We start from the raw sequence: 26344 nt of genomic DNA on the forward strand, positions 1-26344 counted from the left end.
GCAGTCCGTGCGGCACTGCCCGCACTTACCCCACGGCGGCGAACGTCTCGTGCAGTTCGTCGTCGTGCAGACCGTCGTCGTGCAGGCCGTCCTCCAGACCCACCGCTGCCGGCAGCATGCCCGTGGACCGCTCGTACTCACTGCGTGCGGTCTCCAGCAGGCGGCGCCAGGACGTGACGGTTGGCCTTCGGCGCAGCAGCGCGCGGCGCTCCCGCTCCGTCATTCCGCCCCACACGCCGAACTCGACGCGATTGTCCAGCGCATCGGCCAGGCACTCGGTCCGCACCGGGCAACCGGTGCACACCGCCTTGGCCCTGTTCTGCGCTGCCCCTTGTACGAACAATTCATCCGGATCGGTAGTGCGGCAGGCTGCCTGCGCACTCCAGTCGGTTACCCAGCCCATGCCGGCGCCGTCCTCTCCCGAATCGAGGCTCCCCCACGGCGGTAGCGGCATATTCACCGCTGCCAGTTGAGGACGTTACGGAAGGTGGGCACAGCACAACACCCCCTTCGGGCCCAATCTTGAATGGTCCGAACGGACTATGCGTACGCGGCAGATCACCCAGGGGAGTGACGGGAGGACATGCGCGACCTTCCCGACAGAATCGGGACAGAAACCCCAAGTCGCAACGGACATTGAGTGACACATGAGACGAATTCGGGAACGTCTCGACAGGTGGCTGAATTCCGTTGAGGGTCGTGCAGGGGGGTTGATGCAAAACCGGACTGCTGTGACAGTTGAGAGCAGCTTAGGCCAAGGCCTATACGCGTGTCCGGCGAATGAGAACGTAGGCTGCCCCCATGCCAAAGAAGCGCTCAGGCGGGGGTCTGACGACGACCCAGCAGGCCGCCAAGTTCCTCGGTGTCGCCGCGCTCTCCGGAGCTGTGTTGGCCGGCATCGCACTGCCGGCCGCCGGCGCACTCGGGCTCGCCGCCAAGGGGACGGTCGAGGGATTCGACGAGATCCCTTCCAACCTCAAGACTCCACCGCTGAGCCAGCGGATCACGATCCTGGACAACGAGGGCGGCCTCATCGCGACGGACTACTCGCGTGACCGCACCGTCGTCCCGCTCAAGGACATCTCGCCGTACATGCAGGACGCGATCATCGCGATCGAGGACTCGCGGTTCTACGAGCACGGGGCCGTGGACCTCAAGGGCATCCTGCGCGCGATGAACCGCAACGTGCAGGCCGGCGGTGCCGCGCAGGGCGCCTCGACGCTGACCCAGCAGTACGTGAAGAACGTCTTCGTCGAGGAGGCGGGCGACGACCCGGACAAGGTCGCCGAAGCCACCCAGCAGACCCTGGGCCGCAAGGTCCGGGAGCTGAAGTACGCGATCCAGGTCGAGGAAGAACTCGGCAAGAAGAAGATCCTGGAGAACTACCTCAACATCACCTTCTTCGGGCAGCAGGCCTACGGCATCGAGACCGCCTCGCAGCGGTACTTCTCCAAGCACGCCAAGGACCTGAAGCTGGAGGAGGCGGCGATGCTGGCCGGTCTCGTCCAGTCGCCGACCCGTTACGACCCGGTCAACGACGCGGAGGAGGCGACCAAGCGCCGTAACACCGTTCTGCAGCGCATGGCAGCCGTCGGCGACATCACGCAGGCCGAGGCGGACAAGGCCATCGCCAGTCCTCTCGAGCTGAAGGTCAGCAAGCCGAACAGCGGCTGCATCACGGCCGTCAGCGGCGCGGGTTTCTTCTGCGACTACGTGCGCAAGACCGTCCTGACCGACCCGACCTTCGGGGCGACCAAGGAGGAACGCGCCAAGCTCTGGAGCCTCGGCGGGCTGACCGTCAGGACCACGCTGTCGCCGCGCGCCCAGAAGGCTGCCAACGAGGCCGCAACCTCGAAGGTCTACGAGGACGACAAGGTCGCCGCGTCGGTGGTGCAGGTCGAGCCGGGCACCGGCAAGATCCTCTCGATGGGCCAGTCACGGCCGTACGGCCTGGACCAGAAGAAGAACCAGACGGTCCTCAACCTCGCCGTCAGCAACAAGATGGGCGGCAGCACCTACGGCTTCCAGGTCGGATCGACCTTCAAGCCGATCACCGCCGCCGCCGCACTCGAGAAGGGGATCAGCCCGGCGGAGAGCTACGCCACCGACTGGAAGATCTCGCTGCCGCTGAACTCCTTCCGTAACTGCGCGGGAGCCCCGACCGGCAGCAGCAACTGGGACCTCCAGAACGAGATGGAGTCCGAAAAGGGCAGCTGGGACATGACCAGCGCGCTCGGCAAGTCCATCAACACCTACTTCGCCAAGCTGGAACAGAAGGCCGGGCTCTGCGAGACGGTCCAGATGGCGAAGAAGGTCGGCTACGAGCGTGGGGACGGCAAGCAGATCGAGGAGAACGCCTCGATCACCCTCGGCGGTGAGGTGAGCACCCCGCTCTCGATGGCCTCCGTGTACGCCACGTTCGCCAACCGGGGCACGTACTGCTCCCCCGTCGCCATCGAGTCGATCACCGACCCCAACGGCAAGAAGATCGGCGTACCGAAGACGAAGTGCTCCCGCGCGATGAGCGAGCCGACGGCGGACACGATCAGCCAGATGCTCAAGGGCGTGGTCGAGGACGGCACCGGCACCCTGGCCGGTCTCAGCGACCGCGACAACGCGGGCAAGACGGGTACGACGAACGACCGCCTCGACGCCTGGTTCGTCGGCTACACCCCGAACCTCTCCACCGCGGTCTGGGTCGGCGACGACATCGGTGAGAAGTCGACCAAGATGTACGACATCACCATCGGCGGCCAGTACTACGACAAGGTCTGTGGTGGCTGCCTTCCCGGTCCCATCTGGAAGACCGCGATGACCGGCGCGCTGGACGCGTCGGAGACCCCGTCCTTCAACCCGATCTCGGTGCCCCGCGCCAAGGAGAAGGAGAAGGAGAAGGACAACGGCCGCGGCGAGGGCAACGGCGGAGGCAACGGCGGCGGCGGCAACGGCGGGGGGAACGACAACGACAAGCCCGGCGCCGACCCCATCGGCGGCATCACCCTGCCGCCCGGCATCATCGGCGGGAACGACGGCGGCGGGCGCGGCGGCAACGGCCCCTGACCGCACGGATCGCACGACGACGTGATGTGAGAGGAGGGGCGCCCCCGAGCCGGGGGCGCCCCTCCTCTCACATATCGGCCTCTCAGCCAGCGAGCAGCTTCTTCACCGTTGCGGCGACCCGGCCGCCGTCGGCGAGCCCGGCCACCTTCGGGTTGACGATCTTCATGACGGCGCCCATGGCCCGGGGCCCCTCGGCACCGGCGCTCCTCGCCTCCTGGACGGCCTGCGCGACGATCACGTCCAGCTCGTCGTCCGAGAGCTGCTTCGGCAGGTAGGCGTCGAGCAGCTCGCCCTCGGCCTTCTCCCGCTCGGCCTGCTCCGTCCGGCCGCCCTGCGCGAAGGCCTCGGCCGCCTCACGGCGCTTCTTCGCCTCCTTGGCGATCACCTTCTGCACCTCGTCGTCGGAGAGCTCGCGCGACGTCTTGCCGCTGACCTCTTCCTTGGTGATCGCGGTCAGGGTGAGCCGGAGGGTGGACGAGGTGAGCTCGTCACGCGCCTTCATGGCCGTGGTGAGGTCTTCCTTGAGCTTGGACTTGAGCGTGGTCATGCGGCGATTGTGACAGGTACGGGGCACCTGCCGCCCGTCTGTTTTCGTCCCACCGCGCCGTTTCTGCGACGATGGACCCATGCGCGCACGCTACGGAGTACCCCTGAAAGTAACGGCAGTCGGCGCAGCAGTCGGTGCCGCCGGCCTCGTATACGCGGCCGGATTCGAGGCACGCTCGTTCCGCCTCCGCCGGATCACGATTCCCGTACTCCCGCACGGGGCACGCCCGTTGCGCGTGCTCCAGGTCTCCGACATCCACATGGTGAGCGGCCAGCGCAAGAAGCGCGCCTGGCTGCAGTCGCTGGCGGGCCTCCGCCCGGACTTCGTCGTCAACACCGGCGACAACCTCTCCGACCCTGAGGCCGTGCCTGAGCTGCTCGACGCGCTCGGCCCGCTGATGGAGTTCCCCGGGGTCTACGTCTTCGGCTCCAACGACTACTACGGCCCGAAGCTCCGTAACCCCGTCCGCTACCTCCTGGAGAAGACGCAGGGCAAGCACGGGCTCAACGGGAACGCACCGGCGGTCGGCGCCGTCCACAACCCGTGGGAACCGATGCGGGACGCCTTCGACGAGGCGGGCTGGCTGAACCTCTCCAACACCCGGGGCCGGATCAAGGCCGACGGGCTCGAGATCGCGTTCACCGGCCTGGACGACCCCCACATCAAGCGGGACCGTTACGCGGAGGTCGCCGGCGGCCCCGAGACGGGCGCGGACCTCTCGATCGGCGTCGTCCACGCCCCGTACCTGCGCTCCCTCGACGCCTTCACGGCGGACGGCTACCCCCTGATCCTGGCCGGCCACACCCATGGCGGCCAGCTCTGCATCCCCTTCTACGGTGCCCTCGTCACCAACTGCGACCTGGACACGGACCGGGTGAAGGGCCTCTCCGGCCACACGGTCGGCGAGCGGCGCGCCTACCTCCACGTCTCCGCGGGCTGCGGCACGAACCGCTACACCCCGGTCCGCTTCGCCTGCCCGCCCGAGGCGACCCTGCTGACGCTGACGCCCAGCGACTGAGGCTCCCCGCCCGGGGCACAAAACCGGATTTCGCCTCCGGGCGCGGGTGGGCTAAAGTAATCGATGTCGCCGGGACAATCGGTGGACATCGGGGTGTAGCGCAGCTTGGCAGCGCGCTTCGTTCGGGACGAAGAGGTCGTGGGTTCAAATCCCGCCACCCCGACAGCTGAAACACCAGGTCAGGGGCCTGATCCACTTAGTGGATCAGGCCCCTGAGTGGTTTCGGGGACGCCCCGGGGGCCGAGGGGCAGACGCGCGAGGTGCTTGGTCTCGCGGACCTCCAGCTCCGTGGAGCCGCTGATCGCGGAGCACGGGTCGATCAGGTCCGTCGGGTCGAGGACGCGGGTGCGGTTCTCGCGCCGGTCGCCGCGGGCCCTGTCGTAGCCGCAGTGCGGGCAGGCTCTCCGGACCGGCTGCACCCGGGGCGTCGTCACGGATGACGGCCGGAAGCCCGCAGTTCGGCAGCGTGACCGCGCAGGCGCTCTACGCCGGTCAGATCGCGCTCCAGCTCGTCGAGCCACCCCCTGATACGCGTCCCGTCGGAGGCATGCTTCAGGCACGCCCGCAGTGCCGCCGTCAGGACCTTGAGCTTCTCCTCGTAGAACGTCACGTAGTCCTCCATCCCTGTCGCGTGGGGATGGAAGACCGCGTTGAAGAACACCGCGGCCTCAGCACTGCCCTGCGGCGCTTCCTCGCGAACCTTGTCGGCGATCTCCGAGAGGCGCTCTTCGATCACTGCGGGGCTCTCCCACGACGGCGGCCCGTAAGCCAGCACCGTCATGGGTTCGGACGTGACCCGTTCTCTCGCCCTCCTGGTCCTGCCGCCGTCGAGCAGCAGGCGCACCTGGTAGAAGTCCTTGCCCCGCGCCGCTTCCCTCGATACGAGAGATATGACGAATCGGTCCACGTCGCCTGGATCGATCTCCTGACTGACGGATCTGTTGTAGCTCCCCTCCGTCAGAGGGAAGTCGACGGCGTACGAACCGCTGGGCCCCAGTCGCCGCTCCTGGGCTCTCGTACGGCCGTTGACCGGCCAGGGCAGTCCGACCACTGACGGCGGGTCGATGTCGGGGACGTGGAGCAGCCCCTTCAACTCCACGTGTATGCGCCGGACGAGGCCTTTCCGGTCTCCGTCGTTGCGCACGGCGATGTCCAGGACAGGCCGGTCCGGCACCACCTCGCCGAGCAGATGCGCGTCGGCTCCGGGCTCGGCAAGGACCGCCTCTCCCTCGCCCACCGAGACGTCGACAAGAGTGACCTCCCCACCTCGCTTCCTTCGGGCCCTGAGCGTTGCCCAGGCGGCGATGACCGCGGTGATGACGGCCGCGATTGCCCCGAGCATGCTTCCCCCTGTGTCGTACTCCCGCAGTCCTGAGCAGCGTACTGACAGCCACTGACAGTGAAGGGGCGGCGGAACGCAGCTGGGCCTGCCTTCCCGCCGCGCGGCGGGAAGGCAGGCCCACGAGGCCGGGGAGTCAGTGGGTGGCGGCCGCCGGGCGGGCGGCGTCCCTGTCCGTGGAGTCCTTCACGGACGGCAGGCCGGTCAGGCCGATGAAGATCAGCGAGAAGACGCCCGCTGCCGCGAAGACGGTGAAGCCCGTGGTGGTCGATCCGGTGGCAAGGAGCTGGCCGCCCAGCCAGGGGCCGAAGACCGCGCCGAAACGGCCCATGCCGGAGGTCCAGCCGACCGCGGTGGCGCGGTTGTCGTCGTCCGAGCGGGCGGCCACCGTGGCGTAGATCATCGCCTGGGCGCTGAAGAGGAACAGGCCGGTCAGGAACACCACGATGTAGGTGACGGCCAGCGGCATGTGGACGCTGAGCAGGTAGACGCCGATGGCGGTGGCGCCGAACCAGATCGCGCCGATGCGCGCACCGCCGAACCGGTCGGTGAGCCTGCCGCCGACGAGCATGCCGACGATGCCGCCGAGGTTGATGACGATGACGAAGCCGAGGGAGGAGCCGAGGTCGTAACCGGCGGCGCGCATCATCGAGGGCAGCCACTGGGAGACGCCGTAGACCAGCAGGAGTCCACCGAAGGACGCCAGCCAGAAGAACAGGGTCTGCACCCACAGCCCGCCGCGGAACAGAGCGGCGAGCGCGCTCCAGCGCTCGTCGCCGGCCGGGCGCTTCCCGTCCACGGCGGGGGCGGGTGTTCCGACGCCGTACCGCTCAGCGAGTGCTTGTGCCTCTTCGGTACGTCCCTTGGCCTGCAGGAACGCGAGCGACTCGGGCAGGAACTTGATGGCCAGCGGGACACCGATGAAGAGCGGGATCACACAGATCCAGAAGGACACGCGCCAGTCGCCGGTCCACAGCGCCACGAACCCGGCCACGATGCCGCCGGCCTGGTGGGCGGTCATGAGGGAGCCGACTATCAGTGCGCCGCGGCCGCGCGGGGCGTATTCGCTGACCAGGGTGATGGCGCTCGGCAGGAGGCCGCCGAGGCCGAGCCCCGCCAGGAAGCGGCCGAGACTGAAGACTCCGAGGCTGCCGGCCACGGCGCAGACGGCGGAGGCCAGCGAGAAGACGGCGGTGGAGACGACGATCGTCTTCTTACGGCCCGCCCAGTCGCTGATGGTGCCGGAGGAGAGGGCGCCGATCAGCATGCCGAAGGTGGCGTAGGAGCCGATGTCACCGGCCTTGCCCGGGTCGATGCCGAGGGCCTTGGTCTCCAGCATGTGCGGCAGGACGGAGCCGTAGATGAACATGTCGAGGCCGTCGAAGAGGACGACCAGCCAGCACAGGCCGACGACCAGCAGGGCGAGCCGGCTGCTGCGGGCACCGGTGGCGAGGGATGGGGAGGACATCGGGTATTCCTCTCGTCCGGGACAGCTCTGTCCCTGAAGGAGTTTCGGCGGGGGCGGGTCGGTGCGGCTCGATTGCAGCGGACCCGAGTGTGCCGATGACGTTAAGGAACCCGGCATTTAACGTCAACGCTTTTGTCAACAATCTTAGGAACAATGTGGCCACGCCCCTTGCCGCCGGTCGTGGGCCCTTCCACAGCTAAGACGGGGCGGGCGACACACCTGTGCGCCGCCCGCCCCTGCCCGTCACACCGCCGGTTTCAGTCCAGCGGCGGGGTGCCGTGGGTGTGGAAGGACTCGATCGTCCGCAGACCCCACGCCTGCCCCTTGGCGCGCTCGGCCTCGGTCCAGGTGACCAGCGGCCAGTCGGGGGCGAGCACCAGGCGGGTGAGCGGATTGCAGAGCTCGATGCGGTTGCCGCCGGGCTCGTAGACGTACAGGAAGAACGTCTGCTGGATGGCGTGCTTGTGCGGGCCCGTCTCGATGAACACGCCGCTGTCGATGGCGAGATCGGCCGCCCGCAGGATGTCCTCACGGGTGTCGGTGGCGAACGCGATGTGGTGCAGGCGACCGGTGGAACCCGTCCAGTCCGAGGTGTAGACGACGTCGTACGACTTGTTGTTGAACGTCAGCCACTTCGCGCCGATCCTGCCGTCGTCGAGCTGGATCTGTTCGGTGGGCCGGGCGCCGAGGACGTGCTGGTGGAAGTCGGCGTTGGCGGCGACGTCGGCGGCGAGGAAGTTGATGTGGTCGAGGCGGCGCACCCCCACGCCCCGGTTGGGCTTGGCCTGCGGCTGGTTCTTCAGCGCCGGCCTGAGCTCCGGGGGCGCCTGGTAGTACTCGCTCTCCCAGTACAGGGCGATCTCGTGGCCGTCGGGGTCGGCCGTGAGGTAGAGCTTGCCGATGCCAGGCTCGTCCTCCGCCCAGCGCCCCGCATGGCCCGCGGCTTCGAGTTCGGAGACCCTGCGCCCCAGGGCCTCCTCGCTGGAGGTGCGCAGGGCGGTGCGGCGCAGGCCCGGCTTCTCGGCGGCGGTCAGCACGAGGCTGTGGTGCTCGTAGTCGTCGAAGGTGCGCAGGTAGACGGAGTCGCCCTCCTCTCCGTCGACCGTCAGGCCGAGGTAGTCGGTGAAGAAGCCGACGCTGCCCTCCAGGTCCGGGGTGAGCAGTTCTGCATGGCCGACATGGGCGATGTCACCGAGAGGGGGAGTCATCTGCGGCTCCTTGCTGGGGGAGTTCGGGGGATGGAGGAGCTGTCTGCCCGGGCCGCGGGAAGACGGTGCCGTCGAAGATCTTTCGCGCGGTGCGCACCACCGCGGTGCGCCTGACGGCGGGGCTGCCGTCCGCGTCCGTTCCGACACCGGCCTCGATGTCGATGAACCCGGTGGGGTGCTCGATGCGCAGCCGGTCGCCGTCCGGGGGGAGCCGGGCGATGTCCTCGGCGACGCTGCCGGAGACGAGCAGCCCCGCCGCGACACCGGCGGCGCCGAGGACGCCGATGGAGGTGTGGCAGCGGTGCGGGATGAAGGTGCGGGTCGTCACCGCACCGCCCTGGACGGGCGGGGCCAGCAGGCTGAGCTTGGGCACCGTGGTGTCGTGTACGTCGCCGAGGCCCATCAGGGGGCCCGCTTCGAGGCGGATCCGCTCGAGGCGCTCACGCAGTGCGTTGTTCCCCTCCAGCTCCCCCGGCGTCTCGTAGCCCGTGATGTCCAGGGCCTGTGCCGGGATGAGAACGGTCGGCATGCCGTTGTCGACGCAGGTCACCGGGGTGCCTGCGATCACTTCACGGGCCCGGCCGGTGGGCAGCAGCGGGCCGCCGCCCCGGGCGAACTCGATCACCACCGGTGCGGCGGTCCCGGGCACCCCGGAGATCCGGGCCGCCCCGGTGTAGTCGACGCGCCCGCCGGAGGTGGGGAAGGACGCGGTGGCCAGGTCACCGGTGTTGACCATCCGGATGCGTACGGACGTGTGCCCCTCCCCGGCGGGGACCAGGCCCCGTTCCACGGCGAAGGGTCCGACCCCGGCGAGCAGGTTGCCGCAGTTCTGCCGGTCGGACACGTCCGCGGTGTCCACAGCGACCTGGAGGAAGAGGTAGTCCACATCGACGTCCGGATCGTCCGGTACGGAGACGACCGCGACCTTGCTCGTGAGCGGGTGGGCCCCGCCGAGACCGTCGATCTGCCGCGGGTCCGGGCTGCCCATCACCCTCAGCAGCAGCTCGTCGCGGGCGGCCGGGTCCTGCGGCAGGTCGTCAGCCAGGAAGTAGGCACCCTTGGACGTACCGCCCCGCATCAGGAGGCAGCGGACCTCCGCCGGTCCGCCCGTCACGCCCCGGTCTCCCTCGCGTGGTCCTCGTACGAGGTGTACCGCACGCCGAGGGTTTCGAGCTTCTCGCGGAGTCCGTAGCGGTCCAGCCCGAGTTGGCCCTCCAGGAAGGCCGCGCGCGCCTTGGCCTCCTTGGCCTCTCGCGCCTCGGACGCCTCGGCGGTCTCGCGGACGCGCTCACGGGGAACGGCCACCACACCGTCGTCGTCGGCGACGATGACGTCGCCCGGGCGGATCACCTGGCCCCCGATGACGACCGGCACGTTGACGGATCCACCGGTCGCCTTGACGGTCCCCTGGGCGGACACGGCCTTCGCCCACGCGGCGAAGCCCATGTCCCGCAGCTCCTGGGTGTCGCGGATGCCCGCGTTGATCACCAGTCCGCGTACCCCGCGCCTCTGGAGCGCGGTGGCGAACAGCTCTCCGAACATGCCGTCGGTGGACGGGGATGTGGTGGTGACGACGAGGACGTCACCCTCGCCGCACTGCTCCACCGCCGCATGGATCATGAGGTTGTCACCGGGCCAGCTGAGCACGGTGACCGCGCTGCCCAAGATCCGTACACCCTGTTGAACGGGGCGCAGTTCGGGGCCGAGCAGACCGGTGCGGCCCATCGCCTCGCTCACGGTGGCGACGCCGTACGGTGCGAGGGCCCCGATGTCCCGCGCGTCCGCCTTCGGCGGTCCGGTGACGACGATGCCGCTCATGCCGGCAGCTCCGTGATCCGCGCCGTCTCGGTTGTCATGGCTGAACTCTCCTTGCTGGACAGGGCGTCGGCCCACCAGCGCGGCGCGCCATGCGCGCAGTGCGTCGATCAGGCGCCGCGCGTCACCCGCGCAGTGCCTCGATCACGCTCGCCAGGTGGGAGCGGACGGCCGCTTCGGCCGCCTGCGGGTCCCTGGCCCTGATCGCTTCGATCATGGCCAGGTGTTCACTCAGGGACTGCTGCGGGCGTCCGGGCCTCAGGGCGAGCTGGAACCTGTGGCGCACCAGCTGGCCGTTCAGCCGCTCCAGGAGCGACACGGCCGTCCGCTGCCCGGAGAACTCCCTGACCATGGCGTGGAGCTCATGATTCAGGTCGGAGTAGAGCATGGGGTCGCCGTCGGCGACGGCCTTGGTCATGGCCTCGCCGACCGCCGTGAGCCGGTCGAGCTGCCCTGCGTCGGCCGCGACGGCCGCCTTGGCCGCGCAGAGCCCTTCCAGGGCCATGCGGCACTCGGTGATGGCGACCGCCTCGTCGACGCTCACCACCCGAACCCGCGATCCGCGGTTACGGATCCGCTCGACCAGCCCCTCCGACTCCAGCTCGATCAGCGCCGCTCTGACGCTGGCCCGTGTCACACCGAACTGCTCGGCGAGTTCGTTCTCCACCAGCCGCTGGGCCGGTGCCATCTCGCCGCGCAGAATCGCCTGCCGCAGTCGGGTGAGAGCCAGTTGCCTGGCCTGCTCCCCACTGGTCGGACCGGCTTGATTCGGCATCGTTGCCCCCCTGAGTGAGTGCCTGTCGAACCTAAATCTAGGGGAACAGGATTGTCAACGATTCTGTTTGCCATATTGCGGAAGGTGCGGGACGGACCCCCGGAGAACACCCGCGCAACGACACGTGGGCCCGGTCCCCTCTCACCACGAGAGGGGACCGGGCCCACGGGAGTCATGCCGGGCGGCACGGGGGCGGCGGTGCGGCATCCTCGGCGCACCGCCGCCGGCGGGGTGTCAGGCGGCAGCCGCCGTGGCACCCTCGGTGACCTGGCGGAGCACCTCGGTCAGCGAGGTGACGACCTCGGCGTCGTCCGCCGGGTGGAGCTCGGCGAAGCGGGTCACGGAGCCGGGGATGGAGAGCTTGGCGTCCGCCAGGACCGCTCCGCCCGCGAGGCCGGCCGCCTTGCGGGCCTCGTCCTGGGCCCACACGCCGCCGAACTGGCCGAAGGCGGTGCCGACCACGGCGACCGGCTTGCCGGTCATGGCACCGGCGCCGTACGGGCGGGAGAGCCAGTCGATGGCGTTCTTCAGGACGGCGGGCATGGTGCCGTTGTACTCGGGCGAGAACAGGAGGAACGCGTCGGACCGGCCGGCGGCCTCGCGCAGCCGTGCGGCGGCAGCCGGGACGCTGCCCTCGACGTCGATGTCCTCGTTGTAGAAGGGGACCTCGACGAGGCCCTCGTACAGCTCGACCTCGGCACCCTCGGGCGCGTGCTTGACGGCCGCCTCGGCGAGCTGGCGGTTGTGGGAGCCGGCGCGGAGGCTGCCGACGAGGGCGAGGATGCGTACAGACATGAGGGAAGCTCCCGGGAGACGGAGACTGCAGAAGTAAGCGGACCATAGTCCGTTTAAAGTTGTACCACCTAAACGGACCGTGGTCCACTTCCGTCCGTCCGGGGCTACCCTGAAGCCATGACCGCTCCCCTCCCCCCGCCGCCCGGGCCGCCCGACACCGGCGAGGCGCGGACGAATCTCACGCTCGCCACCGTCGGCGAACCCGAGATGCTGCGGGCGGACGCGGCGCGCAATCGGGCGCTCCTGCTGGACGCCGCCTCACGTCTCCTGGCTCACTGCGGGGCGGCGAACCTCACCATGGAATCGGTCGCGGCAGCCGCAGGAGTCGGCAAGGGCACGGTCTTCCGGCGCTTCAAGGACCGCACCGGCCTGCTCATCGCACTCCTGGACCACCGCGAGGCCCAGCTGCAGGCCGCCTTCCTCTCCGGGCCGCCCCCCATGGGCCCGGACGCCCCCGCGGCCGAGCGGCTGCACGCCTTCGGCCCCGCCCTGATGCGCCACGAACGCGATCACCACGAGCTGATCCTGGCCTCCCGCACCGACCCCCTGCGCACCTACGAGGTCCCCGCGCAGCGGCTGAGGCTCAGCCATGTCACCCTGCTGCTCCGCCAGGCGCATGCGGCGGGCGAGCCCGAACTGCTCGCGCACACGCTGCTCGGGTCGATCGACACGCCCCTCGTCCACCATCTGACATGTGAACGCGGCATCGGCATCGACCAGTTGGAGCAGGGCTGGCACGACCTCCTCAACCGTTACGGGGTGGCGCGCTGAGAACGGCCCCGCCGGGCCGTGACCGCACCTGGACCAAGGCGTGCGTGCCGCTCGTACGCCACTCCCGGCCGGACCGGTCCAGGCTCTCCAGGGTCCGCGGATCCAGACCCACGACGACGTCGGACTTCAGCGTACGCAGCGCCGCGACGGCACTCGGGAAGTACGCCGTGAGGTCGGCGAACGGCGTGGTCGCCGGCCACAGGCGGTCGCCCACCAGCCGCCGGTAGTTGAGGTCGCCCTTGAGGATCGTCAGCGTGGCGGCGCCGAGCTCCGCCCGGAGATCCCCGGGCATCCGCTCGTACGGGAACGGGGCGCAGAAGAACGGGTGGGTACGCACCTCGAGCCGGCCGGTCCCCATGGCCTCCCAGACCCGGACGCCGATCGCTCCCGCCTCACCGGGGGCGCTGTTCAGCCGGCGCAGGCAGTCGACGACGTCGGCCGTCATGGCGTCGGAGACGTAATACGGGCCGGGCTTCACATGGAGCACAACCCGGTCGGCGTGGCCGTGTTCGAGAAGGTGGTCGATGAGGACGAGATCGGGGATCAGCTCGCGCCCGGTGTTGTCCGCGATGACGGCGACGGTCGCCGGGGATCCGGCGGGCAGGAGCGACCACAGCGCCGCACTGTCGTCGGCGACCAGACCGGGATCGGCCTCGCCGGGTGTGGATTCGCCGGCCGGGCCACGGAAGCCGAGATCGGCACGGTTCCCCCAGAGCGAGGCCTGGAGCAGAGCTGCCGCCCGCTCGACGGCGGGGACACCGGCGAGGTCGTCCAGCGAGCGGAGTTCCTCCTCGACCGTGGGACCGCGCAGTTCCGCGCGCTTGAAGGAGGCGAAGGGGTCGACGCCCTGCCACGGACCCTCGTCGAAGTAGCCGACGGCTCCCAGGAGCCTGCGGTAGAAGTAGCTCTCGCCCCAGAGGAAGGGGGCGTCGAACCACGGACGTCCGAAGTGCTCCTGCCCCCACCCCAGCCAGAGCTCCCGGTCCGGGCTGCCAGGACCGAGCGGTTCGACGGCCCCGTGGACGATCTCGTGGAGCAGGGTGTCCAGGGCGCGGTGCTGCCGGGGGCCGTACGGGAAGGCTTCGCGCACCTGCCCGATCAGGGCCGGATGGCGCTCGGCCATGACGCCCCGGGCGAAACTGCCCGGCTCCCGGCACGTGATCACAGGAGGGAGGCCGAGGTCTCCCACGGCCCGGGAAGTCGCTCGCGTATCGCCCATGCGCCCAGTCTGCCCGCTGGGGGAAGCCTCTCCTCCCACGACGGGTGCGCGTGTCCGCCGTCCGCCCCGGCGACCGACGGTCAACGCCCTTGGCGGAACCGGCACATGACGCGCCCAGGGCCTGGTTACGATATGGAACGGCTCAGATGACTTACCCCAGGAAAGGGAACCCGTACCCATGCCGGCCGAGACGTTCGAGTTTCAGGTAGAAGCTCGCCAGCTCCTGCAGATGATGATCCATTCGATTTACTCGAACAAGGATGTATTCCTGCGTGAGCTCATTTCCAATTGTTCGGACGCGCTGGACAAGCTGCGGCTGGAGACTCTCCGCGACGACACGCTCCAGGCGGACACCTCCGACCTGCATATCGCCGTCGAGGCCGACCAGGAGACGCGCACACTGACCGTGCGTGACAACGGCATCGGAATGTCGCACGACGAGGTCGTGCAGCTGATCGGGACGATCGCGAATTCCGGTACGGCGAAATTCCTCCAGGAACTGAAGGAAGCCAAGGACGCCACCGCCTCAGAGGAGCTCATCGGACAGTTCGGTGTCGGGTTCTATTCGAGCTTCATGGTCGCCGACGAAGTCACCCTGGTGACCCGGCGCGCGGGCGAGGACACGGGCACGCGCTGGCAGTCCAGCGGCGAGGGCACCTACACCGTCGAGTCCGTCGACGACGCACCGCAGGGCACCTCGGTCACGCTGAAGCTCAAGCCCGAGGATGCCGAGGACAAGCTCTTCGACTACACCTCGCCCTGGAAGCTCAGGGAAATCGTCAAGCGCTACTCGGACTTCATCACCTGGCCCATCCGCATGGCAGCGGTGGGGGGCGAGGAGGGCGCGGAGCCCGAGACCGAGACGGTCAACTCGATGAAGGCCCTGTGGGCCCGGTCGAAGGATTCCGTGACCGATGAGGAGTACAGCGAGCTGTACAAGCACATCAGTCACGACTGGACCGATCCGCTCGAAACCATCCGCATGCAGGCGGAGGGAACCTTCGAATACCAGGCTCTGCTCTTCCTGCCGTCCCACGCGCCGCAGGACCTGTTCATGCAGGACCACAAGCGTGGAGTTCAGCTCTATGTGAAGCGCGTATTCATCATGGATGACTGCGAAGCGCTCATGCCGACGTATCTCCGCTTCGTGAAGGGCGTGGTCGACGCACAGGACCTTTCGCTCAATGTGTCGCGCGAGATCCTTCAGCAGGACCGCCAGATCGAGATGATGCGGCGCCGTCTGGTCAAGAAGGTGCTCTCGACGGTGAAGGACATGAGGTCCAACGCCCCGGAGAAGTACGAGACGTTCTGGAAGGAGTTCGGCCGGGTCCTCAAGGAAGGGCTTTTCCAGGACTTCGAGAACCGCGACGCGATCCTGGAGATCTCCTCGTTCGCCTCGACCCAGGACGAGGAGGGGCTCACCACCCTGCGCTCTTACGTGGAGCGGATGAAGGAGGGCCAGGAGCAGATCTACTACATGACGGGCGAGTCCCGCGCGGCCATGGAGAGCTCGCCGCACATGGAGGCCTTCCGCGCCAAGGGCTTCGAGGTCCTGCTGCTGACCGAACCTGTCGACGAGGTCTGGGTCCAGTCCGTCCCCGAGTTCGACGGCAAGCCGCTCCAGTCCATCTCCAAGGGCGAGGTCGACCTCGACACCGACGAGGAGAAGAAGGAGGTCGAGGCCGAGCGTGGGAAGCAGCAGCAGGACTACGCCGGCCTGCTGACCTGGATGACCGAGCAGCTCGGTGACACCGTGAAGGAGGTACGTCTCTCCTCGCGGCTCACCGTCTCGCCGGCCTGCATCGTCTCGGACACGCACGACGTCACCCCGGCTCTGGAGAACATGTACCGCGCCATGGGCCAGGAGGTGCCGCAGATCAAGCGCATCCTCGAACTCAACCCCTCGCACGCGCTGATCAGTGGGCTGAACAAGGCGTACGCCGAACAGAGCGGTGAGGAGGGCACCCGCACCGAACTGGCCGAGACGGCCGAGCTGGTCCACGGGCTCGCGCTCCTCTCGGACGGCGGCGAGCTGAGTGACCCCTCGCGCTTCAGCAGGCTGATGGCGGACCGCCTGGAGCGCACGCTCTAGTCCACGGACCGCCTCCCGACCCCCTGCGGCCGCCAGGATTCCTGGCGGCCGCAGTCGTGCGCGGTGGGGGGCCACGGGCGTGGCGCGAGGGCGGTTGTGAAGGCGGGGCGACGCTGCCGTCCGAACAGGTGTCGCTCCCTCGAAGGTGACTCAGAGGAGTCGTCGCGGGTGTCGGAGAGATCCACAACTTCACTCATTCGGGGGCCTGTTGAGGGTTTATCTACGCGCGAAGCATCGACGACCGAACGATCCTTCGGGCATATCAGACGACTTTCCCCGCAGCCATTACCGCCGAGTACCGGGAGCTGCTACAAACGTGCACGCCCCACGAACTCCCCACTCGTCCCCCACATTTCGAAGGGCTGGCAGCCATGTCAGTACGAACCTTCCGGGCGTCCCTCACCACCCTCGCGATCGCGGCCGTGGCCGCACTCGGCCTCGCGCAACCGGCATCCGCCGCAGGCGACAACTACGTCGCTCTCGGTGACTCCTACTCCTCCGGCGTCGGCGCCGGGAGTTACACCTCCGAGAGCGGTGACTGCAAACGCAGCACCAACGCGTACCCCTACCTCTGGAAGAACGCGAACGCCCCGTCGTCGTTCACGTTCGTCGCCTGCTCGGGTGCGACGACGGCCTCCGTGTCCAGCGGCCAGCTGGGCGCGCTGAGCTCGTCGACCACGCTCGTCAGCGTCACCGCCGGCGGCAACGACGTCGGGTTCGCGGACGTCATGCAGACCTGCGTCCTGCAGAGCGAGGCCACCTGTGTGGCCCGGGTGAACACCGCCGTCTCCGAGATGGAGAACGCGCTGCCCGGCAGGCTTGACTCCCTCTACGCGGGGATCCGTTCAGGGGCGCCGCAGGCCCATGTGGTGGTCCTGGGCTACCCGCGCTTCTACAAGCTGTCGGGCACCTGCATCGCCGGCCTCACGGAGACCGAGCGCGGGGCCATCAACAACGCGTCGGACGTACTGAACGGGGTGCTCGCCAAGCGGGCGGCCGACGCGGGGTTCACCTACTCGAGCGTGGTGGACGAATTCACCGGGCACGAACTCTGCTCGGGTGACGCGTGGATCCACAGCGTGTCGATCCCGGTCACCAACTCGTACCACCCGAAGGCCATCGGGCAGTCGAACGGCTACCTTCCGGCCTTCGACTCCGTGGCGTAACGCGTGGAGAGGGCCCGCCCGGCACACGCCGGGCGGGTCCGCCGCCGGAGGTCGCGCCGCACGGCGGACGGGCCCCGCTCGGTGGGCTCCGGGTTCAGTACCGCTCGACCAGGTGCGCGCGGCCGGCCGGGGGCTCGTAGGGCTCGGGCCAGAAGTCCGTCACCCCGGAGATCCTTCCGTCCGCGTCGAACGTGAAGAAGTGGATGGCGTGCGTCTCTTCCGGCCCGACGGTGACGAGCGTCCGGACAGCGGCCTGCCGGCCCTCCCCGTCGGCCACTGTCCGCTCGATCCGGACGCACCGGTCCCCCGGATACTCCTGGTTGAACCGGACGTAGCGCTCCCTGCCGAGGATGCGCTCGCGGCTCTGCGGCAGTTCGTACACCACGTCGTCGGCGAGGGTGTCGGCGAAGGCGCCCCAGTCGTGGGCGTCCGCCGCGGCCCAGTACGCCTCCACGGCGGCTCGCACCTCGGCCGTGCCCGGACTGTCAGCCATATCGGTCATGTTCCCGAGTGTGGACCCCGCCACTGACAACCGACTGCGGCGCGGCCCCGGTCAGCCGCTGACCGGCCGGGACGCCTTGACCGAGTACATCATCGGGATGCGCGGACGGTCGGCCGGGAAGCGGTAGTAACCGTCGGCATGCCGCACCAGCGCCGGGTAGCGGGCGAAGAGCGAGGCATCGTGTTCGTGCAGGAAATCGATCCGCAGCCCGGCCGCAGCCAGCGCCGAGACGACCTCGCCGACGGGGTGCTGCCACTCGACGCTGCGGTTGTGGACGGTGGCGGCATCGAAGTCGGCGTACGTCCCCGGCGACTCCTCGACCCAGGGATCGCGGCTGAAGTAGTCGTAGGCGATCGTCGAACCGGTGTCGTCGTCGAGACAGTCGGTCAGCGGATGGAACTCCGCCAGGTAGAGGAATCCGCCGGGCGCGACGAGCGAGGCCACGACCTCCGCCCAACGGTCCACGTCGGGGAGCCAGTTCAGGGCGCCGATCCCGGTGTAGACGATGTCGTACGCGGAGTCCGGGACGGCCTGCGCGGCGTCGTACACGTCGGACGCGACGAACGTGGCGCGCTCCGGCGTCAGACCCAGCGAACGGGCCAGGTCACGGGCGGTCTCGACCGCGGGTTCGGAGAAGTCGAGGCCCACGACCTGGGCGGCGCCGTGGCGCGCCCACGAGAGGGTGTCGAGGCCGATGTGGCACTGCAGGTGCAGGAGGGTCCGGCCGGTCACGTCACCCACCTCCGCGAGCTCGAAGCCGCGCAGCGCGTCCTTGCCCGCCCGGAAGGCGTCCAGGTCGTAGTAGTCACTGGCCGCGTGGATGGCCACGCGCTCGTCCCAGCGTGCGCGGTTGGCCTCGTGCCAGTCGTCCGGCGTCGGTGCGTACATGCCGTGAAAGTTACCCACAGGCTGGGGGTGCCTGCGAGCGGTTATCCACAGGCCGCCCGGCTTCGTGGTCACATCGGGTTGGATGGGGTCATGAGCGACACACAGAACGACGCGTCCGTACCGGAGCGGGAGCAGGAGCCGCCGCAGTGGGAGCAGCGGTTCCGCGCTGCGCGGGTGTCCCTGCCCGACTGGGCCGAGGACGCCCCCGACCGCGCGCTCTTCGTCTCGAACGCCACCGGCACGTACGAGCTGTACGCGTGGGACCGGGCGACCGGGAAGCAGCGCCAGGTCACTGACCGGCCCAACGGGACGACCGACGGTGTGCTGACGCCGGACGGCCGGGCCGTCTGGTGGTTCGCCGACACCGACGGCGACGAGTTCGGCGTGTGGATGCGGCAGCCCTTCGACGGCGGCGCGGACGAGGAGGCCACGCCCGGCCTCGAGCCCTCCTACCCGGCCGGGCTCGCGATCGGCCGCGACGGCACGGCGGTGGTCGGCCGCTCGACCGACGAGGAGGGCACGACCGTTCATCTGGTGCGCGCCGGGGCGGCCCCGGTCGAGATCTACCGGCACCGGGAGTCCGCGGGGGTCGGTGACCTCTCCCACGACGGGACGCTGATCGCCCTGGAGCACACGGAGCACGGCGACGCGATGCACTCGGCGCTGCGGGTGGTGCGCCCCGACGGTTCGACGGTCGCGGAGCTGGACGACACCGAGGGCGGCACGAAGGAGCTCGGCCTGTCGGTGCTGGGCTTCGCTCCTGTGGCGGGTGACACCCGGCTGCTGGTCGGGCACCAGCGGCGTGGGCGGTGGGAGCCGATGATCTGGGACCCTGTCGCGGGCACGCAGACGGACCTGCCGGTCGACCTGCCCGGTGACACGGGCGCCGAGTGGTATCCGGACGGATCCGCGCTGCTGATCGAGCACAGCTTCGAGGCCCGCAGCGAGCTGTGGCGGTTCGAGCCGGGCGCCGCGGGGCCGGTGCGGGTCGAGACACCCGCCGGGACGGTGTCGGGCGCCACGGCCCGTCCGGACGGCACGGTGGAGTATCTGTGGTCGTCGGCCGCGCAGCCGCCCGCGGTGCGGTCCACGACGGGCTCCGTCGTCCTCGACCCGCCGGGCGCGAAGGCTCCGGCCTCGGTGCCGGTGCGGGACGCCTGGGTGGACGGCCCCGGAGGCCGCATCCACGCCCTGGTGCAGACCCCGGCCGGTGACGGCCCGTTCCCCACGGTCTTCGAGATACACGGCGGGCCCACCTGGCACGACAGCGACGCCTTCGCGTCGGGTCCCGCCGCGTGGGTGGACCACGGCTTCGCGGTGGTGCGGGTCAACTACCGCGGGTCGACGGGGTACGGGCGCGCGTGGACGGACGCGCTCAAGCACCGGGTCGGGCTGATCGAGCTGGAGGATGTCGAGGCCGTCCGGAACTGGGCGGTGAAGTCCGGACTCGCGGACCCGGAGCGGCTGGTGCTGGCCGGTGGGTCGTGGGGCGGTTATCTGACGCTGCTCGGGCTGGGGACGCAACCGGATGCCTGGGCCCTCGGGCTGGCCGCTGTCCCGGTCGCCGACTACGTCACCGCCTATCACGACGAGATGGAGGCGTTGAAGGCGATGGACCGCACCCTGCTGGGCGGCACCCCTGAAGAGGTGCCGGAGCGCTTCGAGGCCTCGTCCCCGCTTACCTATGTGGATGCCGTGCGCGCCCCCGTCTACATCTCGGCCGGCGTCAACGACCCGCGCTGCCCGATCCGCCAGGTGGAGAACTACGTGGACCGCCTCGCGGCCCGCGGCGCGGTCCACGAGGTGTACCGCTACGACGCGGGACACGGCTCGCTCGTCGTGGAGGAGCGGATCAAGCAGGTGCGGCTGGAGCTGGACTTCGCCCTCCGGCACCTCGGACAGGTACAGGGGGGAAGGAAGCCGACCGCATAAGGTCCGGATAAATGGTGCACCCCGCTCCGGGCGCCCGGAGCGGGGAACCGTACCTTGGAGGGGTGTACCGGTTCCTGCTGACCCCGCGGTGGTGGGGGATCAACCTCTTCGTCGTGCTGGCCATCCCGTTCTGCGTCTTCATGGGCACATGGCAGCTCGGCCGTTTCGAGGACCGTGTGCAGTCGCACGAGGAGGCCGAGGAGCGCCCCGATCCGGGCACCCGCTCCCCGGCGCCGCTCGACGAGCTGCTCCCCGTCAGCACGGACACGTCCGGCCGCCCCGCTGTGGCGAAGGGGACGTACGCCGATCAGTTCCTGGTCCCCGGCCGCAAGCTGGACGACCGTAACGGCTTCTACGTGCTGGATCTGCTGCGCACCGACAGCGGCAAGGCGCTCCCCGTCGTGCGGGGCTGGCTGGCGGGAAGCCCCGGCAGCACGGAGGTGCCCGAGGCGCCGGCCGGCGAGGTCACGGTGACGGGCGATCTGCAGGCCTCCGAGAACAGCGGCACCACCGGTGTCGACCTCAGCGGCGGTCTCCCCGAGGGCCAGCTCGGCATGATCAGCGCGGCGTCCCTCGTGAACCTCGTGCCGTACGACGTCTACGACGCGTGGGTGACGCTGCCCGGACCGGAGGCGGGTGGCGCGGGCGATGGTGGCATGAAGCCTGTCCCCGCGGCGGCGGCGCAGGGCAGCGGGCTCGATCTGAAGGCCTTCCAGAACCTCGGCTACACCGGCGAGTGGTTCGTCTTCGCCGGCTTCGTGCTCTTCATGTGGTTCCGGCTTATGCGCCGCGAGGCGGAGGCCGCGCGCGACATCCAGCTGGGGCTCGCGGCCGACGCCGACTGACGGGGTCCCGCGACAGGCTGCATCGACAGAACGCAGGGGGCGGCTTCGGCGCCGGCGACGGGCAGGGCCCCGCCGGAACCCGAGAGTTCCCGGCGGGCCCGAGCAAGAGGCGCTAGGACGCGTCCAGTACGCCCGTGCGGTAGATCGTGCCTGCGCACGCGTTGGCGATCGTGGTCTCCGCCGTCGGCGCACCCGCCTCCGGGGTGTGGGTGACCGCGATGCTGCCGTCCGCCGGTCCCTCGTCCGCGCTGCCGAACTGCGCCGCCGCGTCCGTCGTACCGGCGTCGCTCCCCGTCGTGCCCTCGCCGCCGCCTCCGCCGCCGTCCGTGGGCGTCGGGCTGGGCGAACCGCCGGTGGTCGGGCAGGTGTCCGACGGCACCCACGCGAAGCGCACCTCGTACGTCATCGCCGGCTTCAGGAGTACGGCTCCCGGCTCGAGCGAGGGATCGGGCAGCCCGGCCGCCGGGTCGCCCGCGGTGTGCTGCACCACCGTGATCTTCAACGGGTCGGCGGCGCCCACCGCCTGGAAGCCGACGGTGCCGTTGGTGGTCACCGAGCAGGAGTCGCCCGAGACGTTCTCGATCTTGAAGGCCCCGTACACCGTGCCGTCCGCGCGGGCCGCGCCCGCGTCGGCGGAAGCCACACCGAGCTGGTCGGGGGAGCAGGCCGTGGCCGCGGCCACATCGGAACCCGGGGGGTCGTCCAGGCCCTCGGCCCCGTTGCTCTCCGCGCCAGGGTCCGATCCCCGCGACGGAGCCGCGGAGTTACCCGTCTCGCCCTCGGCGCCCTCGCTCCGGCGGTTCTCGGGGCCCGCCGTCCTTCCGCCGTCGGCCTCGGCGCCCGCGTCCTCGCCGCTGCCTCCGTGCGCCTGCTCGCCGTGGCCGGCGATGGCGGGGCTGGCGGTGGCCGAGCCCTCCGAATTCGCCACGTGGACGAACGCGGGAACCGCTGTACCGATCAGCAGCGCCGCTGCCGCAGCGCCCACCACGCCCTGCCGCCGCCTGGCGCGCCGGGCGGGCACCGCGCGGTGCAGATGGTCGAGGGTGCCGTCGGAGGGCTCCAGGCCCTGGACGGCGCCCCGCAGCATGCGGCGCAGCGCGACCTCGTCCATGCCCTCACCGTCGGTGCCTCCGGCCAGGCCGCCGAAGCCGCCACCGGATGCACCGCCGCCCTGGCCGCCCCCGCCGCCGAAGAGTTCGGTCAGCGTGCCGCCATCGCCGGCTCCGGGGGCACGGTCACCCGCGTCACGAGCACCCGCGTCACGAGCATCCACGTCACGAGCACCCGCGTCACGAGCGTCCGCGTCACGAGCATCCACGTCACGACCGTCCGAGCCGTGACCGTCCGAGCCGCCGCGACCGTCCGAGTCATGGCCGTCCGAGTGCGCATCCGCTTGCGCTTCCGGGGCGGCGGTCCCTGAGGCGGCTTCGGCGCCGTCGACCGCGTCCTGTGTCCGTTCACCGTCCTGCTCCGGATCGGTGTTCGGGATGTTTTCCGGCCCGTGGTTCACAATTCCGTTTCCAGTCCGGTCATCGTCGTGCCTGTGCTCGGGCCTGCTCATGCCTGCGCCTCCATCACCACGCGCAGTGCCGCAATGCCCCGGGAACCGTACGCCTTCACCGAACCGAGCGATATCCCCAGCGTCTCGGCGACCTGGGCCTCCGTCATGTCCGAGAAGTAGCGCAGCACCAGCACCTCGCGCTGGCGGCGCTGCAGTCCCTTCATCGCCTTGATCAGCGCGTCCCGCTCCAGCTGGTCGTACGCGCCCTCCTCCGCGCTCGCCATGTCGGGCATCGGCTTGGAGAGGAGCTTCAGCCCGAGGATGCGCCGACGCAGCGCGGAGCGCGACAGGTTGACCACCGTCTGGCGCAGGTACGCCAGAGTCTTCTCCGGATCGCGCACCCGGTTCCGTGCCGAGTGCACCCGGATGAACGCCTCCTGCACGACGTCCTCGCAGGACGCGGTGTCGTCCAGCAGGAGCGCCGCGAGGCCCAGCAGCGAGCGGTAGTGCGCGCGATAGGTCTCGGTGAGATGGTCGACCGTCGTTCCTGCCGCCACCGTCTCCTCAGCGCCCTCGCGCTGCGAAGGCAGCCGGGTGGAGCGCGCGGCGGGCATGGGCGCGATCACCGGCATACCGCCGGCTGCGCGGGGCCTCCGGAGCGGACGCACCGAAGCGCCTCGCAACGGGCCCACCACTGTGATGTCGAGAACCTCTGCCACGCCAGTTGGACACGCTTCCCCCCCTCAGGGTTGTACGCGTACGGCACCGCGTTCGATGCTGTGCGACATGCCCTCATTCGTACCTGCTCTTCCCCAAATGCCCCGAAAACGCATCCAGCCACGCAAGAAGTGACGACAGAGACGCGCAGCGCCCGCCTAGCGGTTGCGGAGGGCGAGGAGATCATCGTCGGATATGACAACGCCCCAGCTCAAGAGGTTCAGACCAGCAAGTTACCCACAGGGCGCACACAGATCCTACAAAACAGGTTCGATCAGGTACGAGAAAATTCACCGGCCACCGATTCGGCGATCTGGGCCACGTTGAGAGCCGCGCCTTTTCGGAGATTATCGCCGCAGATGAACATCTCGACGGCGTGCGGATCGTCCATCGACTGCCGCACCCGGCCCACCCAGGTCGGGTCGGTGCCCACGACATCGGACGGCGTGGGGAAGTCACCGGCCGCCGGGCTGTCGAAGAGCACCACCCCGGGCGCTGTCGCCAGGACCTCGTGCGCCCGGGCCACCGACACCTCGTTCTCGAAGCGGGCGTGCACGGACACGGAGTGCGTCGCGACGACCGGCACGTACACACAGGTCGCCGTGACCTTGAGGTCCGGCAGACCCAGGACCTTCCGGCACTCCTCGCGGATCGCCAGCTCCTCGGACGACCAGCCGCCCCCGGCGTCGGTCCCGGCCCAGGGCACCACGTTCAGCGCCACCGGGGCGGCGAAGGGGCTCTTCTCGCCGTCACCCACGGCCCGCCGCACGTCACCGGGGCGGGTGCCCAGCTCCGTACCCGCCACCAGGGCCAGCTGCTCGCGGAGCACGGCCACTCCGTCCCGGCCCTCGCCGCTCACCGCCTGGTAGGACGAGACGATCAGCTCCCGCAGCCCGAATTCGGCGTGCAGCGCGCCGACCGCGACGATCAGCGACAGCGTCGTGCAGTTCGGCGACGCGACGATGCCGCGCGGTCGCATCCGCGCGGCATGGGGGTTGATCTCGGGTACGACGAGGGGAACGTCGTCGTCCAGGCGGAAGGCGGCCGAGTCGTCCACGACCACCGCGCCCTTGGCGGCGGCGACCGGCCCCCACCGCGCGGACACCTCGTCCGGCACCAGGAACAGGGCGACGTCCACGCCGTCGAACACGTCCTCGGCGAGCGCGAGCACCTCGGTCTCCTCACCGCGTACGACCAGCTTGGTGCCGGCCGCACGCGGAGAGGCGATCAGTCTGACCTCGCCCCAGACGTCCTCGTGCTGCGAGAGGATCTGGAGCATGACGCCGCCGATCGCACCGGTCGCACCGACGACCGCGAGCGAAGGGCGGCGTCCTGTCATCGGCCGGTGCCCCCGTAGACGACAGCCTCGTCGGAGTCGCTGTCGAGTCCGAAGGCGGTGTGCACGGCGCGCACGGCCTCGTTGACGTCGTCGACACGGGTGACCACCGAGATACGGATCTCGGACGTCGAGATCAACTCGATGTTCACACCGACGTCGGACAGCGCCTCGAAGAAGCCCGCGGTGACACCGGGGTTGGTCTTCATACCCGCGCCGACGAGGGAGATCTTGGCGATCTGGTCGTCGTAGCGCAGCGACTCGAAGCCTATGCCGGCGCGGCTGCGCTCCAGGGCGTCGATGGCCTTGCGGCCCTCGGCCTTGGGCAGGGTGAACGTGATGTCCGTGAGACCGGTCGACGCGGCGGAGACGTTCTGCACCACCATGTCCATGTTGATCTCCGCGTCCGCGATGGCGCGGAAGATCGCTGCGGCCTCGCCCGGCTTGTCGGGAACCCCGACGACCGTGACCTTGGCCTCGGAGACGTCGTGGGCGACTCCGGAGATGATGGCGTGCTCCACCTGCTGGTCCCCTTGCGGCTCGTTGCTGACCCAGGTGCCGCGGAGTCCGGAGAAGGACGAGCGAACGTGGATCGGGATGTTGTAACGGCGTGCGTACTCGACGCAGCGGTGCAGCAGCACCTTGGAGCCGGAGGCCGCCAGCTCCAGCATGTCCTCGAAGGAGATCCAGTCGATCTTCTGGGCCTTCTTCACGACCCGGGGGTCGGCGGTGAAGACACCGTCCACATCGGTGTAGATCTCACAGACCTCTGCGTCCAGCGCGGCGGCCAGCGCGACAGCGGTCGTGTCGGAGCCACCGCGACCGAGGGTCGTGATGTTCTTGCCCTCCTGGCTGACACCCTGGAACCCGGCGACGATGGCGATGTTGCCCTCGTCGATCGAGGTCCGGATGCGGCCGGGCGTGACATCGATGATGCGCGCTTTGTTGTGGACCGAGTCGGTGATGACACCGGCCTGGCTGCCCGTGAACGACTGGGCCTCGTGGCCCAGGTTTTTGATCGCCATCGCCAGGAGGGCCATGGAGATCCGCTCTCCGGCGGTCAGCAGCATGTCGAACTCACGCCCGGCAGGCATCGGGGATACCTGCTCGGCGAGATCGATCAACTCGTCCGTCGTGTCGCCCATCGCGGACACCACGACAACCACCTGGTTGCCGTTCTTCTTGGCGTCCACGACTCGCTTGGCGACGCGCTTGATGCCTTCGGCATCGGCTACGGAGGAGCCTCCGTACTTCTGCACGACAAGGCCCACGTGCGCTCCTCGCTCAATAATGGTGCGGTCGGCTCAGTTTAACGAGCAGTCCGGAATCAACCCGTCGGTACCGGATGGT

At 69.5% G+C, this 26344-nt stretch carries 23 protein-coding genes, 1 tRNA gene and 1 pseudogene; 8 read left to right on the plus strand and 17 right to left on the minus strand.

All coding sequences use genetic code 11. The features are described 5' to 3' along the window. Positions 1-25 precede the first annotated feature (25 nt). Entirely contained in the window at positions 26-403 is a 378-nt protein-coding gene (locus OG379_RS18320) for a WhiB family transcriptional regulator (protein WP_405664128.1), read from the minus strand. 398 nt (positions 404-801) lie between these two features. On the opposite strand from OG379_RS18320, the gene OG379_RS18325 reads away from it, so the two are divergent. Continuing rightward, complete coding sequence (locus tag OG379_RS18325) at positions 802-3060, plus strand: transglycosylase domain-containing protein (RefSeq protein ID WP_405664130.1); 2259 nt, start codon at positions 802-804, stop codon at positions 3058-3060. Between the two features lie 82 nt (positions 3061-3142). Here the strand turns inward: OG379_RS18325 and OG379_RS18330 are convergent, their stop codons facing one another. Then, entirely contained in the window at positions 3143-3607 is a 465-nt protein-coding gene (locus OG379_RS18330; protein ID WP_362927278.1) for a GatB/YqeY domain-containing protein, read from the minus strand. 79 nt (positions 3608-3686) lie between these two features. Between OG379_RS18330 and OG379_RS18335 the strand changes: the two genes are divergently transcribed. Next, positions 3687-4625, plus strand: a complete 939-nt coding sequence (locus OG379_RS18335; protein WP_405664133.1) for a metallophosphoesterase — start codon at positions 3687-3689, stop codon at positions 4623-4625. An 89-nt stretch (positions 4626-4714) separates the two neighbouring features. Then, a tRNA-Pro gene (locus OG379_RS18340) sits at positions 4715-4788 on the plus strand. Positions 4789-4882: 94 nt separating this feature from the next. Here OG379_RS18340 and OG379_RS18345 read toward each other — a convergent pair. The 8 genes and pseudogenes from OG379_RS18345 to OG379_RS18380 form a co-directional block, all read right to left on the minus strand. Further along, positions 4883-5035: pseudogene (locus OG379_RS18345) on the minus strand (class I tRNA ligase family protein); the annotation flags it as partial. A 20-nt stretch (positions 5036-5055) separates the two neighbouring features. Continuing rightward, a complete protein-coding gene (locus OG379_RS18350; protein WP_405664136.1) occupies positions 5056-5967 on the minus strand; it encodes a hypothetical protein in 912 nt (303 codons plus the stop codon). A gap of 133 nt (positions 5968-6100) precedes the next feature. Continuing rightward, positions 6101-7432, minus strand: a complete 1332-nt coding sequence (locus OG379_RS18355) for an MFS transporter (protein ID WP_405664138.1) — start codon at positions 7430-7432, stop codon at positions 6101-6103. A gap of 257 nt (positions 7433-7689) precedes the next feature. After that, on the minus strand, positions 7690-8640 hold the full coding sequence (locus OG379_RS18360) for a catechol 2,3-dioxygenase (RefSeq protein ID WP_405664141.1): 951 nt from the start codon (positions 8638-8640) through the stop codon (positions 7690-7692). Next, positions 8621-9754 carry a 4-oxalomesaconate tautomerase gene (locus OG379_RS18365; protein ID WP_405664143.1) on the minus strand — a complete coding sequence of 378 codons (1134 nt, stop codon included), beginning with the start codon at positions 9752-9754 and terminating at the stop codon, positions 8621-8623. Before OG379_RS18365 ends, OG379_RS18360 begins: the two co-directional genes overlap by 20 nt. Further along, on the minus strand, positions 9751-10458 hold the full coding sequence (locus OG379_RS18370) for a 4-carboxy-4-hydroxy-2-oxoadipate aldolase/oxaloacetate decarboxylase (RefSeq protein ID WP_405664145.1): 708 nt from the start codon (positions 10456-10458) through the stop codon (positions 9751-9753). Before OG379_RS18370 ends, OG379_RS18365 begins: the two co-directional genes overlap by 4 nt. A gap of 121 nt (positions 10459-10579) precedes the next feature. After that, on the minus strand, positions 10580-11230 hold the full coding sequence (locus tag OG379_RS18375; protein WP_405664148.1) for a GntR family transcriptional regulator: 651 nt from the start codon (positions 11228-11230) through the stop codon (positions 10580-10582). Between the two features lie 234 nt (positions 11231-11464). Further along, on the minus strand, positions 11465-12025 hold the full coding sequence (locus OG379_RS18380) for an NAD(P)H-dependent oxidoreductase (protein ID WP_362927329.1): 561 nt from the start codon (positions 12023-12025) through the stop codon (positions 11465-11467). 117 nt (positions 12026-12142) lie between these two features. Between OG379_RS18380 and OG379_RS18385 the strand changes: the two genes are divergently transcribed. After that, positions 12143-12796 (plus strand): TetR/AcrR family transcriptional regulator, encoded by a 654-nt coding sequence (locus OG379_RS18385; protein ID WP_405664150.1) that lies wholly within the window; start codon positions 12143-12145, stop codon positions 12794-12796. On the opposite strand, the gene OG379_RS18390 is transcribed toward OG379_RS18385, so the two are convergent. Further along, on the minus strand, positions 12771-14015 hold the full coding sequence (locus OG379_RS18390; protein ID WP_405664152.1) for a damage-control phosphatase ARMT1 family protein: 1245 nt from the start codon (positions 14013-14015) through the stop codon (positions 12771-12773). The genes OG379_RS18385 and OG379_RS18390 overlap by 26 nt on opposite strands. Before the next feature lie 178 nt (positions 14016-14193). Here OG379_RS18390 and htpG point away from each other — a divergent pair, with 178 nt between their 5' ends. After that, on the plus strand, positions 14194-16107 hold the full coding sequence (gene htpG, locus OG379_RS18395) for a molecular chaperone HtpG (RefSeq protein ID WP_405664154.1): 1914 nt from the start codon (positions 14194-14196) through the stop codon (positions 16105-16107). 371 nt (positions 16108-16478) lie between these two features. Further along, positions 16479-17273 carry an SGNH/GDSL hydrolase family protein gene (locus OG379_RS18400; RefSeq protein ID WP_405664157.1) on the plus strand — a complete coding sequence of 265 codons (795 nt, stop codon included), beginning with the start codon at positions 16479-16481 and terminating at the stop codon, positions 17271-17273. A 94-nt stretch (positions 17274-17367) separates the two neighbouring features. Here OG379_RS18400 and OG379_RS18405 read toward each other — a convergent pair whose 3' ends face one another. After that, the gene (locus tag OG379_RS18405) at positions 17368-17775 is read right to left on the minus strand and encodes a nuclear transport factor 2 family protein (protein WP_405664159.1); all 408 of its coding nucleotides are present in this window, start codon (positions 17773-17775) and stop codon (positions 17368-17370) included. A 51-nt stretch (positions 17776-17826) separates the two neighbouring features. Then, the gene (locus tag OG379_RS18410; RefSeq protein WP_405664161.1) at positions 17827-18663 is read right to left on the minus strand and encodes a class I SAM-dependent methyltransferase; all 837 of its coding nucleotides are present in this window, start codon (positions 18661-18663) and stop codon (positions 17827-17829) included. Between the two features lie 90 nt (positions 18664-18753). On the opposite strand from OG379_RS18410, the gene OG379_RS18415 reads away from it, so the two are divergent. Further along, positions 18754-20595 carry a S9 family peptidase gene (locus OG379_RS18415; RefSeq protein WP_405664164.1) on the plus strand — a complete coding sequence of 614 codons (1842 nt, stop codon included), beginning with the start codon at positions 18754-18756 and terminating at the stop codon, positions 20593-20595. A gap of 62 nt (positions 20596-20657) precedes the next feature. Next, positions 20658-21440, plus strand: coding sequence for an SURF1 family protein (locus OG379_RS18420; protein WP_405664166.1), 783 nt, complete (start codon positions 20658-20660; stop codon positions 21438-21440). Positions 21441-21552: 112 nt separating this feature from the next. Here the strand turns inward: OG379_RS18420 and OG379_RS18425 are convergent, their stop codons facing one another. The 4 genes from OG379_RS18425 to OG379_RS18440 form a co-directional block, all read right to left on the minus strand. Next, positions 21553-23001 (minus strand): hypothetical protein, encoded by a 1449-nt coding sequence (locus OG379_RS18425; protein WP_405664168.1) that lies wholly within the window; start codon positions 22999-23001, stop codon positions 21553-21555. After that, positions 22998-23573, minus strand: a complete 576-nt coding sequence (locus OG379_RS18430) for a SigE family RNA polymerase sigma factor (RefSeq protein WP_099173480.1) — start codon at positions 23571-23573, stop codon at positions 22998-23000. Before OG379_RS18430 ends, OG379_RS18425 begins: the two co-directional genes overlap by 4 nt. Positions 23574-23932: 359 nt before the next feature. After that, positions 23933-24997: an aspartate-semialdehyde dehydrogenase gene (locus tag OG379_RS18435; protein WP_405664171.1), complete on the minus strand. Its 1065-nt coding sequence runs from the start codon at positions 24995-24997 to the stop codon at positions 23933-23935. Continuing rightward, entirely contained in the window at positions 24994-26265 is a 1272-nt protein-coding gene (locus OG379_RS18440; RefSeq protein WP_393756102.1) for an aspartate kinase, read from the minus strand. Before OG379_RS18440 ends, OG379_RS18435 begins: the two co-directional genes overlap by 4 nt. Between the last annotated feature and the right edge of the window lie 79 nt (positions 26266-26344).

This window comes from Streptomyces sp. NBC_01166 (assembly GCF_045039765.1).
Lineage (GTDB): Bacteria > Actinomycetota > Actinomycetes > Streptomycetales > Streptomycetaceae > Streptomyces.

What these genes read in the sequence shown, in the direction of transcription:
- OG379_RS18320 (WP_405664128.1), bottom strand. Translation starts at nt 403, where the DNA reads ATGGGCTGGGTAACCGACTGGAGTGCGCAGGCAGCCTGCCGCACTACC.
- OG379_RS18325 (WP_405664130.1), top strand. Translation starts at nt 802, where the DNA reads ATGCCAAAGAAGCGCTCAGGCGGGGGTCTGACGACGACCCAGCAGGCC.
- OG379_RS18330 (WP_362927278.1), bottom strand. Translation starts at nt 3,607, where the DNA reads ATGACCACGCTCAAGTCCAAGCTCAAGGAAGACCTCACCACGGCCATG.
- OG379_RS18335 (WP_405664133.1), top strand. Translation starts at nt 3,687, where the DNA reads ATGCGCGCACGCTACGGAGTACCCCTGAAAGTAACGGCAGTCGGCGCA.
- OG379_RS18350 (WP_405664136.1), bottom strand. Translation starts at nt 5,967, where the DNA reads ATGCTCGGGGCAATCGCGGCCGTCATCACCGCGGTCATCGCCGCCTGG.
- OG379_RS18355 (WP_405664138.1), bottom strand. Translation starts at nt 7,432, where the DNA reads ATGTCCTCCCCATCCCTCGCCACCGGTGCCCGCAGCAGCCGGCTCGCC.
- OG379_RS18360 (WP_405664141.1), bottom strand. Translation starts at nt 8,640, where the DNA reads ATGACTCCCCCTCTCGGTGACATCGCCCATGTCGGCCATGCAGAACTG.
- OG379_RS18370 (WP_405664145.1), bottom strand. Translation starts at nt 10,458, where the DNA reads ATGAGCGGCATCGTCGTCACCGGACCGCCGAAGGCGGACGCGCGGGAC.
- OG379_RS18375 (WP_405664148.1), bottom strand. Translation starts at nt 11,230, where the DNA reads ATGCCGAATCAAGCCGGTCCGACCAGTGGGGAGCAGGCCAGGCAACTG.
- OG379_RS18380 (WP_362927329.1), bottom strand. Translation starts at nt 12,025, where the DNA reads ATGTCTGTACGCATCCTCGCCCTCGTCGGCAGCCTCCGCGCCGGCTCC.
- OG379_RS18385 (WP_405664150.1), top strand. Translation starts at nt 12,143, where the DNA reads ATGACCGCTCCCCTCCCCCCGCCGCCCGGGCCGCCCGACACCGGCGAG.
- OG379_RS18390 (WP_405664152.1), bottom strand. Translation starts at nt 14,015, where the DNA reads ATGGGCGATACGCGAGCGACTTCCCGGGCCGTGGGAGACCTCGGCCTC.
- htpG (WP_405664154.1), top strand. Translation starts at nt 14,194, where the DNA reads ATGCCGGCCGAGACGTTCGAGTTTCAGGTAGAAGCTCGCCAGCTCCTG.
- OG379_RS18400 (WP_405664157.1), top strand. Translation starts at nt 16,479, where the DNA reads ATGTCAGTACGAACCTTCCGGGCGTCCCTCACCACCCTCGCGATCGCG.
- OG379_RS18405 (WP_405664159.1), bottom strand. Translation starts at nt 17,775, where the DNA reads ATGACCGATATGGCTGACAGTCCGGGCACGGCCGAGGTGCGAGCCGCC.
- OG379_RS18410 (WP_405664161.1), bottom strand. Translation starts at nt 18,663, where the DNA reads ATGTACGCACCGACGCCGGACGACTGGCACGAGGCCAACCGCGCACGC.
- OG379_RS18415 (WP_405664164.1), top strand. Translation starts at nt 18,754, where the DNA reads ATGAGCGACACACAGAACGACGCGTCCGTACCGGAGCGGGAGCAGGAG.
- OG379_RS18425 (WP_405664168.1), bottom strand. Translation starts at nt 23,001, where the DNA reads ATGAGCAGGCCCGAGCACAGGCACGACGATGACCGGACTGGAAACGGA.
- OG379_RS18430 (WP_099173480.1), bottom strand. Translation starts at nt 23,573, where the DNA reads ATGCCGGTGATCGCGCCCATGCCCGCCGCGCGCTCCACCCGGCTGCCT.
- OG379_RS18435 (WP_405664171.1), bottom strand. Translation starts at nt 24,997, where the DNA reads ATGACAGGACGCCGCCCTTCGCTCGCGGTCGTCGGTGCGACCGGTGCG.